Below are 13109 nucleotides of genomic sequence, written 5' to 3'. Positions count from 1 at the left end.
GGCGTTTGCGAGCGGCCACGCTATTCGTGGAGTAAGACGTGAGTTCCAAAGTCGTGATCGTCGGCGGTGGGGTGATCGGCAGCTCGATTGCGTATTTCTTGCGACTGTCCGATCCGACGGTCGGCGTGACTGTCATAGAACGCGATCCGACTTATGCGCGCTCGTCGTCGGCGTTATCGGCGGCGTCGATTCGTCAGCAATTCTCCACACCGCTTTCCATTCAGATGTCGCTATACGGCATCGAGTTTTTGCGCTCGATCGGCGAACGGCTCGAGGTCGATGGCGCGAAACCGTCGATCGATCTGCACGAAGGCGGTTATCTGTTTCTCGCAACGCCGGCCGGCGAGACCACGCTGCGCGAGAATCACGCGCTGCAAACGAGTCTTGGCGCCGACATCAGCCTGCTCGACCAGCACGCATTGCAAACGCGCTTTCCCTGGCTCAACACAGAAGACCTCGTGGCCGGCGCATACGGTGAAAGCGGCGAGGGCTGGTTCGACGGCTATGGACTCGTGCAGGCGCTACGCAAGAAGGCGCAGTCGCTCGGCGCGCGCTACATCGCCGCCGACGTCACCGCCGTTCATCGCGACGGCAAATGCGTCACGCAAGTGCAGACCGCGAACGGAGAGACTTACGCCTGCGACGTAATGGTCAATGCAGCGGGCGCATGGTCGCGCAAAGTCGCGCAGATGGTCGGCATCGACATTCCGGTCTACGCGCGGCGCCGCAGTATTTTCAACGTCAGCTCGCCGGGGCAGCTCGAACGGTGTCCGCTGCTGATCGATCCGAGCGGCGTGTACTTCCGTCCCGAAGGTAAATCGTTTATCTGCGGTACGTCGCCGTCGGCGAATAACGACCCCGACGATCTGCCGCTCGACGAAGTCGATCACGCACTCTTCGACGACGTGATCTGGCCGACGCTCGCGCATCGCGTGCCGCAATTTGAAGCGCTGCGCGTGCAGAATTGCTGGTCCGGCTACTACGAATACAACGTGCTCGATCAGAACGCGATCATCGGCTATCACCCGGATGTCGATAACTGCATTTTCGCCAACGGTTTTAGCGGTCACGGTTTGCAGCAAGGTCCGGCCACGGGGCGCGGCATCAGCGAACTGATTCTGCACGGCCGCTACACGACGCTCGATCTGGGCTCGCTGAGCTTCACGCGTGTGCTGGAAAACCGGCCCATCGTGGAGAAGAACGTGGTGTAGCCGCGTGCATCGGGGTGATGCGGAAAACGCAATACGTAGTGCGTAGATAGCGTTTGCCGCCCGCCTCGGCAATGGTCACAATCGGCGACGATCTTTCTTCCTGAGAAGCGGCCCGTCACCATGTTCACGTTCAATCCCGCATTCGAAGCGCCGACCGGTTCGCCGATCCGCGAACTGTTCAAGTATCTGGCGCAAGCCGGCATGATCTCGTTCGCCGGCGGCTATCCGGCGAGCGACCTGTTCGATCGTGACGGGCTCGATGCCGCTGCGTCGCGCGCTTCGCAACACACCACGCTCTGCCTGCAATACGGCCCGACCGACGGTCTCCCTGTCATCAAAGAACAACTCGCGCACCTGATGGCGCGCCGCGGCGTGTCTTGCACGCCGCAGGACTTGCTGGTGACGACCGGCTCTCAGCAAGGCTTCGATCTTCTGCTGCGCGTGATGGTTGCGCCCGGCGACGTGGTGCTGGTCGAGCAGCCCGCTTATCCCGCGACCTTGCAGGCGCTCAAGCTGCAAGAGGCCGACGTGGTTACGATTCCCGTCGATCAGAACGGCCTCGATATCGACGCGCTCGCCGCGCTGCTCGACTCGGGCACGCTGCGCCGGCCGCCCAAGCTGTTGTACACGGTGCCCACGTTCGCGAATCCCACTGGCGCGACCTTGTCGCTCGAACGCCGCACGGCTTTGCTGAAGCTGGCGGCGCGTCACCGCTTTCTGATCGTCGAAGACGATCCCTACGGCGATCTGCGCTTCAGCGGCGCGGCGTTGCCGTCGCTGCTCGCCCTGAGCGAACAGGTGCCGGAGTCGCGCGATTGGGTCGTGCATTTCTCCAGTCTCTCGAAGATCGTCGCGCCGGGCTTGCGCGTGGGCTGGATGCTCGCGCACGCGGAGGTTCTGCGACGCTGCGTGGTCGCCAAGCAGACCGTCGATCTGTGCAGCTCGCCGTGGACCCAGTCGATCGCCGCGGAGTATCTCGCGAGCGGCGCGCTGGAGCAGCATTTGCCGCGGATCGTCGACGCCTACGCTGTGAAATGCCGCACGCTCTGCGATGCGCTCGACGCGCAACTGGCGGAACAGATCGCATTTCATCGTCCTGCTGGCGGCATGTTCGTATGGGCGCGATTGAAGGCCGGTCAGAATGCATCCGATTATCTGCGCGCTTGTATCGAGCGCAATGTGATGTTTGTGCCGGGCGTCGCGTTCTATAAAGACAATATCGATTCGTCGGCACTGCGCTTGTCATTTGCCGCGCCCGGTGTGTCGGATATCGAAACCGGCGTGCGGAGAATGAAGCAGGCGCTTGAGTATTTTTGACGGCGGCTAAGGTGGTGCTCGCATCAAAGCAGTAATCGCGATGCCTGAAATAACCCGGCGAGCACATTGCGTGCAGCCGGGTTTTTTACGCGCACGCTAAATCAAGCGGATTTAGCATAATGGCGCCGGACGAGTAATGCCATGCAAGCCGACGCGCGCTATACCCAAAGCGTCGAGGCCATGTCCCGCGTGTTCCCGCCTAATAGGCGCGGCACTGGCTCGCGCCATTTTAACGAATCGAATCGCCGCATCCAATGGAAGCGTTTCCTATTCCCTTAATCAGGCATGTGTCCGATTTTTGTCAAACTCCTCAAGCAAAGTCCCACTGTTAAATAGGAAGCGTCGTTGGTTTTCAGTTAAAAATATCGGTTATCATCGCTGCCTTCGGAGATTGATCCCGCTGGCTTAATCTACCGGGCATCCGCGTTAATACCGTCGCATCGAACCAGAAGAAATCAGATGAAGATGTCGCGCAAAAAGATTGCAATCCTGGTAGCCGGTCTTCTGGTCGTGGCCGGCGTGGTCATTCAGGCGGTGTGGCGTCCTTTTGGTCATCGCAAAGTCGCCGAGAACAGCGAAGTCGTCCTCGATATTCATCACCCTGACGCGGTAATCGACAGCGAAGCGCTGTCGCGTTTGCCGCGCGACATCCTGCGCGTGCCGCTGCTGCACGACGTGCTGACGCAAGACTTCGTCGACTATTACGAATCGAGCAATACGCGCTTGTCCGCCGAAGGCGCGCTGCGGCGTCTCGCGTTCGAACATCAACTCGACTGGCGCGACGAATTGATCCGCCGCGTCTTCGACGAACCCGCGCACGTGCTGCTGTGGCGCTCGCCCGACGGCCGCCTCGGCTACTGGGCGATGTCGATGCATCGCAACGGCCTCGCCAAGCTGTTGCAAGGCGTGGGCAACGTCGCCACGAGCGACGCGCAGCTGAGTCAGGTGGCCAAGCTTTCCGGCGAGGTGCCGGTCTACGCATTGAAGCTGGCGGTCGGCCGCACGCTGCTGTTCGCCACTAAAGACGACCGGCTGGTGGTGCTGTCCGCGCCCGGCGTACTGCTCGACGGCAAGGGCGGCTTGCTGAGCGAGCGGGCCGACGCCGTGTCCGAGATGCTGTCCTCAGGCCGCGACGATGCCGCGCATGCCTATCGGCTCGATGCGTCCGGCGACGCGCCGAAGGGCCATCGGCTGGTGGTGTCGGCGAATTACCTGTCGTTCGGTTATCAAGCGTTCTTCTCCGGTATCGACGCGCTGCGTTTCGACTTCTCCCCGAACGGCAACGGCAACGCCGCGGCGAACTGGCAGACCTCGGCGCTGATCGATCCGGGCAAGTTGCCGCAGCAGTGGAACGGCGCCGACCTGTGGCGCGCGTTGCCGGCCAATGCGGCGGCCTGCACGAGCTTGCCGGCGGACTGGAAAGAAGCCTCGGGTCTGTTGGGCAAAGTGACCGGCGGCGGCGCGGACAACGCGGCCGCGATCGGCGATCAGCTTACCGGCCCCGCTGCGGTGTGCTGGTATGCGAAGTCCACGCTGGTCGCGCCGGTGTTCGTCGCGCGCGTGAAGCAGCAGGACGCGGCCGGCATCGCCGCATTGAAGAGCGCGCTCGGCAAGACTTTCGGCGATGTGATCGGCGCCTATGAAGCGAAGGCCGCCAAAGCCGACGGCGCCGACTCCGGCTATCGCCGCTTGCCTGTCACCACGCGCGATCAGGGCGCGGACGTCACCGTGTGGCAGCGTCCGGTGAGCGCGCGGTCGGGCACGGCGGTGAGCAGCAAGGCGTCGTTCGCGTCGCAGTTGTCGGCGGAACGTTATTTCCCGGTCACGCTCGCACTCGCACACGGCTATCTGATTTTCTCGCCGGACGGCCGCCTCGTCGACGACACGCTCGCCGTGCTCGACAAGCGCTACCCGGCGCTCGCCGATACGCTCGCGCCGCAACGTCTGCCGCGCACGATTCTGACGCTCGCGCCGTCGTCGGCAGCCGCGCTGATCGAACGCGAGGCCGGCGCAGCGTTGCCGGCGGATCAGGAAGCCGTGTTCCGCAATGCGTCGCGCACACATCTCATGCCGAAGCTGCACGCGCTCGCTCACTACCCGCCAGTTTCGCTGACGCTGCCGCAGAATCTGCCAGGTTCGACGGGCTGGGTGCCGGTGGAGTGGTGGTTCGACCGCGCGAAAGCAGATGCTGGTTTGAATACGAGCGCGGCGGATACGCCCGCGGATCAGCCCGGCACCGAGGGCGACTGAGTGCGCCGCCTGCGCGTATCCGACGCGGTAGTGGCGGCGCACGCGCCTGAGCGCGCGGCGCGCGTGGCCATCGCGCAGCCTGCGCATGCCGCCCTCACATCGCGCCGAGCGTGGCTTGCGAGCACGGCTGCCGCGTTCGCCATCGCGACATTCGCGCCCTACGCGCACGCGCTCACCAGCACCACCGCATCCGCCGACCCCGACGCACTCTCACCACAGCAATCCGCAGCATTTCGCGCGTGGTTCGCGCGCATCGTCGATCAGCAGATGCGGCGCGGGCCGACGCCGCGCTGGACCCAACGCGACTGCGCGGGCCTCGTGCGCTTCGCGATCGGCGAGACGCTCCGTCCGCACGACCCCCGATGGCTGCGCGCCAACGGCATGACCAGTCTCGCGGATACGAGCAGCATGCCGCCCGAACTGCAATTGTCGGCGTCGCAGCGCACGATCGCCAACCGCTGGACCCAACTCGACGGATCCACTGGCGCATACGCATCGGCGATCGCGCTGATTCAACGCAACAGCCGTTTTGTTTCGAAGGACGTGAACCAGGCCCTGCCCGGTGATCTGCTGTTCTTCGACCAGGGCGACGACCAGCATCTGATGATCTGGCTGGATCGCTACATCGCTTATCACACAGGCACCGTCACGCCGACCGATACCGGTCTGCGCGCCGTCGCCGTTTCCGACCTGATGCAATGGAAAGATTCCCGCTGGCAGCCGCTCGACGGCAATCCGAATTTCGTTGGCGTGTTTCGTTTGGACTTTCTGACACCATGACCCGAATGATTTCCGTCACACGACCGAGCGGTTGGTTGGGCAGGGCGCCCCGTCGCGCGGCATGCGCGTTCGCGGCGCTGCTGCCAGTCTTGTTCGCGGTGATGACGCTCGCCGTCGCACCGGCCGCCTATGCGGACGACGACGCAGCGAGCGCCTCTGCTGCCGCCGATGCCAACATCGCCGGGAATCCGACGCTGCAGACGGCGCCCACTAGCAACTTCAGCTCGCAGAAAGTGGACGGTCAGCCGTTCTTCCTGCTCTCGGACGCGAGCTTCGGCAGCGATCAACTCGCGCAGGTGCGGCTCGAAGCGCCCGGCCGCGATTTCAAGGACGCGTTGCAGGCTTATGGCGGCGCGGACATCGTCGTGTATCGCGTGCCCAGGCCGCTGGACTTTCTGAAGGCGCAAAAGAATCTGCATCGGCTGAACGTCGCGCCGAACTATCAGGGCGAAGGGCTCGCGAACACGCTCGCGTATCTGTGGGACCGCTGGTTCACCGAAGCGCGCCGCGCGTGGCAGCGCGTGCTGTCGTTCGCGACTCGCAGCAAGGCGACTGAAGCCGCGCCGCAGTTCAAGCTCGGCGAGCAGACGGGCAAGCCGACGCAATTCGAGCCGAACTCGCAATTCGCGCCGCTCAAAGGCTACGACTTGGTCGCGCGTTTCCGCTATCCGATCTGGGACGCGAAAGTGATCGAGCCGCCCAAGGGCGTGAATCTCGCGGGCAGCAGCAGTAACTTTATCGAAGCCAGTTCGGGCAACGTCATGATTCCGGTCGGCAAATTGCCGCCGGGGCTGTATATCGTCGAAGCGGTGATCGGCAACTATCGCGCGCATACGCTGCTGTTCGTGTCGGACACGGTGGCGGTCGTGAAGGCGGCGTCGAGCGGCATGCTGGTGTGGACCACGCGGCGCGATAACGGCAAGCCGGTGGCGAATACGGAGGTGAACTGGACCGACGGCGTGGGCGTTCTGCAAAGCGGCACGACCGGCGGCGACGGCGCGCTGGTGCTGCAACACGTGAGCCCCGAGCGCAGCTATGTGCTCGGCACCGATCCGCAGGGCGGCGTGTTCGTCTCCGAGAATTTCTATTACGACAGCGAGATCTACAACACGAAGATCTACGCGGTCACCGACCGGCCGATGTACCGGCCGGGCGATCCGGTGCATGTGAAGTTCATCGGCCGCACGTTCCAGAACGCGACGCAATCGTCGGCGCCGGCCGAGGCCGATATCAAGCTCGACGTGCTCGATCCGAACGGCGCGCCGGTCGCGACCAGCAAAGTGCATTTCGCCTCCGACACCGGCGCGGATACCGCGTTCACGCTGCCCGCCGACGCCACCGCCGGCGGCTACACGCTGCGCTTCGATTACAACGGCGATGTGTATGGCAGCGCGTTTCGCGTCGCCGAATATGTGAAGCCGCACTTCGACGTGAACCTGTCGATGGATAAAGCCGACTACGCGACCGGCGAGGCGCTGAAGGGCAAGATCCAGTTGCGCTATCCGGACGGCAAGCCGGTGCGCGACAGCAAGATTTCGGTCACGTTGCGCGCGCAGAAAGTGACGATCGTCGACGGTGAATTGCGTTATGCGGGGCTGTTTCCGGTCAAGCTCGAACAGCAGGAACTGAAGACGGATAGCGACGGCAACGCGAGCCTCACGCTGCCTGCCGCGAAGGAACCGAGCCGCTACGCGTTGACGCTGTTCGCGCAGGACGGCGCGGCGTACAAAGTGCGTGTGACGCGCGAAGTGCTGATCGCGCGCGGCGCGACGTCGTATCGGTTGACCACGGCCAAGTCGTTCTCGCAACCGAAGGAAGCGGTCAGCTTCGATTTGCAGGCGCTCGGCGCGGTCGATCCGGCTTCGCATGCGCCATCGAAATACGAATGGACGCGCCTCGAATCGCAAACGCATGGCGAAGGCGCGCTGAAGGGCGCGAGCGCGGGCGGCAAGCTGTTGTTCCCGGTGCAGTTCGACGAGCCGGGTTCGTACATGTTGTCGGTCAAGGACGACTTGGGCAACCTGCTCGCCGCCACCAGCCACTGGGTCGCGGGCGATGGCCTGAAGGCGATTCCGGGCAGCGTCGAGATCGTGTTCGATCGCGACAAGTACAAGATCGGCGATACCGCCGAAGCACTGATCACGTTCCCGATGCCGGTCGACGACGCGCTGCTCACACTCGAACGGGATAACGTCGAACGTCGCGCGTTGCTGACGGCGGGCGGCGACTGGTTGCAGTTGCAACGCGTGGCGCCGTCGCAATGGAAAGCGCGCATCAAGGTCGGCGCTGACTTCGCGCCGAACATGACGTTCTCGGTGCTGTACGTGCACGCCGGAGAATACGTGTTCCAGAACGCGGGCATCGTGGTCGCGCAGCCGCAGATCGAACTGAACGTGAAGAGCGACAAGACGGTGTACGGGCCGGGCGACACGGTCACGCTGAATTTCGACAGCACGTTGAACGGCAAGCCGGAAGCGGCGAACCTGACGGTGAGCGTGGTCGATGAAATGGTCTACGTGCTGCAGCCGGAAATCGCACCGAATATCGTCGACTTTTTCTATCACCCGCGCCGCAATAACGTGCGGACTTCGTCGAGCCTGTCGTTCATTACCTACGACCTCGCGCGCTCGCCGCTGAAGGGCGCGCCCGGCGGACCGCAGCGCGCCAACTACAACGAGCGCGGCGTGAAGGTGCTTGAACGGCCGCGTCGCGACGATCAGGATACGGCCGCGTGGCAAGGCAACCTCAAGACCGACGCCAGCGGCCATGCCACCATGACGTTCAAGATGCCGGATTCGCTGGCGCGCTGGCGCATTACGGTGCGCGCGGCGGCGCCGGATGGCATGGTCGGTCAGCGCACTGCTTACGTGCGCTCGGACAAGGCGCTGTATCTGAAGTGGAGCGGGCCGTCGCACTTCCGCGTGAACGATCAGCCTGCCATCGACATGATCGCCTTCAATCAGACCGACGCGGATATGGACGCGCAGTGGGTGGTGGACGGCGGCGGGTTGTCGCTCAATCAGAAGGTCACGCTCAAGCGCGGCGCGAACTATCTGCGTTTGCCGAGCGGCGCGCTGAAGGACGGCGCGATCAACGCGTCGCTGCGCAGCGCGGGTAAGGACGTCGATCGTCTGCAGACGGCGATTCATCTCGATGCGAGCGGCTGGCTCGATCTGCATCAGAACACGGTGGCGCTCGACGGTTCGAACAAGCCGCTCAATCTGCCGCAAGATGCGCAAGACGTCAGCGTGCGTTTCATCGGCAGCGCGCAGAGCCAGTTCATGCGCGTCGCCGATGACCTGATCAACTACCCGTACGGTTGCGCCGAGCAAACGTCGAGCCGTCTGATTCCGCTGGCGCTCGCGCACGATGCGATCGGCCACGGCGACAATGCGAGCTCGACGCAAGGGCTCGAAGCACTGTTACGCAATCAGCGGCAGCGTCTGGCGATGCTCGCGGGCGTCGGCGGCACGTTCGGTTGGTGGGGCGATACGACCGGCGGCAGCGCGCTGATTACGGCCTATGCGTATTACGCGGACTGGCTCGCGAGCCGTAGCCTCGGCATTAGCCTGCCCGCGGACAACTGGCAGCACGCCATGGACGTCTATCGCGACGCCGGCGCGAAAGAGCCGCTGTTGCATCGCGCGCTGGCTTTGTGGCTGATGCAGCAGATGGGTCTGCCGGTCGCAACGCCGGTGTCGGGTGTGGCCGCGGATCTGACGAGCGATGCGGCCGCCACCGCTAAAGCGCCCGCACGTAGCGGCACGTACGGCGCGTCGGACAGCATCGTGTTCGCACAGGCCGATTCGCCGCGCGGCAAGCAGATGGCGACGCTGTTGATCGCGAGCATGGCGCGCAGCACGAGCGCACAGTTGCCGGATGGCTTCGACGCCGCGGCAAGCGCCGCGCGCCTCACGCTCGTGAACGATCCCGCGCCGTTGGTGCAAAGCCTCATCGCAATGACGGGCGACGGCGGAGCGGCCGCCGATGCCCCGGCATTGCTGGCGAAAAGCAGCGCCGACTATCCGACGCTCGATCGCGCCTTGACGCTGCTGTGGCTGCGCAAGTCGCTCGGCGCGGATCCGACTACCGCGTCGTTGCCGTCGCTGCAAGGCACGGGCTGGACCCGCGCATCGACGCCGACCGGCACGCCGCTTTACAAGTGGACCGGCGCGGCACAGCCGACCACGCTCGATGCCGGCGCCGCGCGCACCGACGTCAACGCGCTCGTCTCGTTCCGCAGCCACACGAGCGAGGACAGCCGCTTGAACATCACTGTCGAGCGGCGTTTCTACAAGCTCGAACCGGTCGAAGTCGCGACCGATCCGAAGAAAAAGGACGCCGCTAGCGAGAGTCAGTTGGGCCGCTCCGCATTCACCGCGCGTGTGATGAAACCGGGCGACGCGATCGACAGCAATGCGCTCTATGTCGACGAAGTCACGCTCACGCCGCGCTCGGGCAACACCTACCACTACGGCTTGCTCGACGTGCCGCTGCCGCCGGGCGGCGATGTCGAGGCGACGAGCTGGGGCGTGTCGATCGACGGCCTGCCGGGCGCGAAGGACGGCGCCAGCGGTCCGCAGGCGTTCCAGCGCGTGGCGTCGTACGAGATGGGCGAGCTGGCGTATCACCAGCCCGTGCCCTTGCTCGACCGACCGGTCACGCTGCGGCAACTGGTGCGCTTCGCGTTGCCGGGCACATTCGCGTTGCCGCCCGCGCGCTACTTCCGCATGTATCAGCCGGACGCGAAGGCGTTCGAAGGCGGCAAGAGCGATCGCGTGACGACGTTGCGCATTCAATAAGCGAGACAAGACCGCCATGTTCCGCGCGCTTCGGCCTCTACGCGATCGTCTGGCAGCCAGGCTGCGGATCGCGCTCGCCGTGGCCGTGGGACTCGGTTGCGTTGGACAGGGCGTGTCGGCGGATGCGGTGGCTTCGTCTTCAGTCGCATTGGCGAACGCAACGGATGCCGCTAATGGGATGAGCACCGCGACCTCCGCTGGAATGTCAGCGCGATCTTCATCGCACATGCTGCGCTTCGCCTGGTTGCGCGACGGTCAGAGCCGGCTTTGGCAAGCCGACGGCAACGGCGCCGCGCTCGGCTTCTCGCCGCAGGCCGCGGGTGTCTTGCCCGCGACACTAAAGACGCCGCTCGGCAGCGTCTGGAAGTTATTCGTCTACGGCTATGTGGTGGATCGCAATATCGCCACGCCGGATTACGCCTGCAACGGCGGCGATCCCGAAGAAGTGTATTGCTGCATGACGGGCGGTCATATCGACCGTGAACATGCGCTGGTGCAGTCATGCGGACTTTTTTTCGAGCCCGCGCGCCTGCAGCTCGATTCCGCCGACTGGCGCAAGTACTGGACAGCCGCTCACGCGCCGGCCTGGCTGCTTGATCTGCGCGCCATGACGCCCACGCATCGCGTGCCGGTGGCCGAACTGCTCGCCGCTTTGCAAGCGATGCCCGCCCGGCCGCGCGAAGCGGCCGCGAGCACGCTGGTGTCGGTGCTGACCAGCGGACGCGGCGAAGGCACGGTGTCGCTTTACGGCAGCATATTGCGCGCCAAGACCTGGACGATGCCGGATCCGGCGCGTCCGGGCGCTTCGATCGGCGGCGCCGCCGGCTGGCTCGCGGACGGCACGCCGGTGTGGCTCGGCGGTCCGGGCGGCAGCGCGCGCGTGCTGGCGGCCGCCGCGCCGCGCATTGCGCCGCTGCTTACGCAAGTCACCGTGCCGGACGACGGCGCTTGCGTGCTGGTCGATTTCTTCAGCCGCTATCCGATTCGCGAAGTGCTCGGCGACAAGGGACCGGCCGCCGCGCCGGAGGGTCCGCTGCGCGGCGATTTCCGCGTCGGCTTCGTCAACGGCAATTGGGCGCGGGTGATGAGCCGCGGCGAGTTGCGGCTCGATCGCGATGCGGCCGGTGCGCCGCAAGTGGTCGGCCGCTTCGGCATGAACGACTATGTGGCGCGCGTGGTCGAGCGTGAAGGCGACACGAGCCAGGTGGAAGCGGCGAAGGCGCTGGCGGTCGCGGCGCGCACTTACGTCGTGCAGCAGGGCAGCCACGACCACGGCTGTTTCCGTATCGACGACAGCAGCAAGACGCAGCGCGTTCTGCCGCGCGCGCCGACAGCCGCCGCGCGCCATGCCGCCGATCTCACCGACGCGCTCGTGCTGACCGGCGTGCCCGTTCAATATCACCACGACAAGGCCGCCCCGGGGCAGATGAGCTGGCTGGCGGCGAAGGCGTCGGCGCAAGCCGGCCTGACGTTCGACGCCATTCTCGCGCGCACGTGGCCGCAAGCGACGCTGACTTCGTTTCAGAGTCCGCTGTCGGGCGATTGCGTGGAAGTGGCCGGCGCGCAGGCATGGCTGCAGCGCAACGCGCCGATATGGGCGCGGCGCATGGACGGCGCGGCGGGCTACGAAACGCCCGATCTGCCCGCGGTGTGCGCCGTGCGCGAAGGTCGGCCGTATGCGGATGCGCAGCGCAATCGCGTGTACGTGTATCGGTTGCAGACCGAAGAGGACCGGATTGCGTTGGCGCATGAATACATTCACCTCGCGTTTCAGCATCATCCGCGTGGGCTCGACGAGACGTTTGTCGAGCGTACCGCGCGCACGCTGATTCGCACCGACAACCCGATCCAATGAATACCGTCTCGCGCTCGCCGATATCCTTGTTGCGCTGGCCGTTTGCACGGCGTGATTTCCGTGGTCGCGCCGTCGTGACGTTGGCCGCAGCCGTGGCTGCGCTTGCGCTCTGCACGAGTGCGCCGAACGCCCAAGCCGCTGACGCGGATGGCGCGATTGCCGACCTGAGCGGCGCGTTCGGCGGCTGGCGTCACAGTGGACTGACCAACGAGGGCGAGCATTTCGTCGCGGCTTATCCGCGACCGCCGGTCGATCGCGGCGCGCAGCGCTATCGCACGCTGATCGAAGGGCGCCTGAAGCACATCGACAAACACGCGCGTAAGCCGCCGACGCTCGTCGTCAACGGCAGCCCCACGCCGCTATATACCGACGAGGAAGGCGCGTTTGCGCGGCCATGGGCGTTCGGCGCGGGCTCGAACAGCATCGAGCTGATTTCCGCCGATGGCAAACAGCATCAGCGCATGCAGTTCTACGAAGCTGACCGCAGCAAGCCGCAAGCTAAATTGCGCGCGCTGGTCACGTGGGACGATCCGCACGCGCAGGTCGATCTGCATGTGGTCACGCCGGGCGGCCTGCATGCCTTCTTCGCCAACCCGACACTCGAAGACGGCAGCGGCTTCGACGTCGATTCGGTGGACGGCGCGGGGCCGGGTATTTTTTCGTCGGCGGCGCCCGAGCGTGGCACGTGGCTGTTCTTTCTGAATTACTGGGGCAATTTCGATTCGACCGGCTATAACTTCGACGCCGCCGCGCACGACCGCGACGTGATTACGGCGACGTTGACGCTGGTGTTCAACGAAAACACGCCGAACGAACGGCGTGAAACGATGGTCGTGCCGCTGCGCAAGATCGGCGACCTGATGCTCGTGAAGAGCGAGCGACTCTGACAGCGGG

At 64.9% G+C, this 13109-nt stretch carries 7 protein-coding genes; all 7 read left to right on the top strand.

Annotated features, from left to right (window positions below; all coding sequences use genetic code 11):
- Positions 1-38 precede the first annotated feature (38 nt).
- The 7 genes from B0G81_RS00790 (at position 39) to B0G81_RS00760 (ending at position 13102) form a co-directional block, all read left to right on the top strand.
- Positions 39-1211 (top strand): FAD-binding oxidoreductase, encoded by a 1173-nt coding sequence (locus B0G81_RS00790; protein WP_134132527.1) that lies wholly within the window; start codon positions 39-41, stop codon positions 1209-1211.
- Between the two features lie 120 nt (positions 1212-1331).
- Complete coding sequence (locus B0G81_RS00785; protein WP_134132524.1) at positions 1332-2528, top strand: PLP-dependent aminotransferase family protein; 1197 nt, start codon at positions 1332-1334, stop codon at positions 2526-2528.
- Positions 2529-2987: 459 nt separating this feature from the next.
- The gene (locus tag B0G81_RS00780) at positions 2988-4778 is read left to right on the top strand and encodes a DUF2138 domain-containing protein (RefSeq protein ID WP_134132520.1); all 1791 of its coding nucleotides are present in this window, start codon (positions 2988-2990) and stop codon (positions 4776-4778) included.
- 69 nt (positions 4779-4847) lie between these two features.
- Complete coding sequence (locus B0G81_RS00775; protein ID WP_134142954.1) at positions 4848-5558, top strand: DUF1175 family protein; 711 nt, start codon at positions 4848-4850, stop codon at positions 5556-5558.
- Positions 5555-10360, top strand: a complete 4806-nt coding sequence (locus B0G81_RS00770) for an alpha-2-macroglobulin (RefSeq protein ID WP_134132515.1) — start codon at positions 5555-5557, stop codon at positions 10358-10360. Before B0G81_RS00775 ends, B0G81_RS00770 begins: the two co-directional genes overlap by 4 nt.
- A gap of 16 nt (positions 10361-10376) precedes the next feature.
- Positions 10377-12215 (top strand): DUF2300 domain-containing protein, encoded by a 1839-nt coding sequence (locus B0G81_RS00765; RefSeq protein WP_134132511.1) that lies wholly within the window; start codon positions 10377-10379, stop codon positions 12213-12215.
- Entirely contained in the window at positions 12212-13102 is an 891-nt protein-coding gene (locus B0G81_RS00760) for a DUF2135 domain-containing protein (RefSeq protein WP_243856326.1), read from the top strand. Before B0G81_RS00765 ends, B0G81_RS00760 begins: the two co-directional genes overlap by 4 nt.
- Positions 13103-13109 lie beyond the last annotated feature (7 nt).

The organism is Paraburkholderia sp. BL6665CI2N2 (assembly GCF_004366535.1).
In the GTDB taxonomy this organism is placed as follows: domain Bacteria; phylum Pseudomonadota; class Gammaproteobacteria; order Burkholderiales; family Burkholderiaceae; genus Paraburkholderia.
This window is presented reverse-complemented; position numbering and strand designations above follow the sequence as displayed.

Excerpts from the sequence above, each read along its gene's own strand:
- B0G81_RS00760 (WP_243856326.1), top strand. The coding sequence starts at position 12,212 with ATGAATACCGTCTCGCGCTCGCCGATATCCTTGTTGCGCTGGCCGTTT.
- B0G81_RS00765 (WP_134132511.1), top strand. The coding sequence starts at position 10,377 with ATGTTCCGCGCGCTTCGGCCTCTACGCGATCGTCTGGCAGCCAGGCTG.
- B0G81_RS00770 (WP_134132515.1), top strand. The coding sequence starts at position 5,555 with ATGACCCGAATGATTTCCGTCACACGACCGAGCGGTTGGTTGGGCAGG.
- B0G81_RS00785 (WP_134132524.1), top strand. The coding sequence starts at position 1,332 with ATGTTCACGTTCAATCCCGCATTCGAAGCGCCGACCGGTTCGCCGATC.
- B0G81_RS00780 (WP_134132520.1), top strand. The coding sequence starts at position 2,988 with ATGAAGATGTCGCGCAAAAAGATTGCAATCCTGGTAGCCGGTCTTCTG.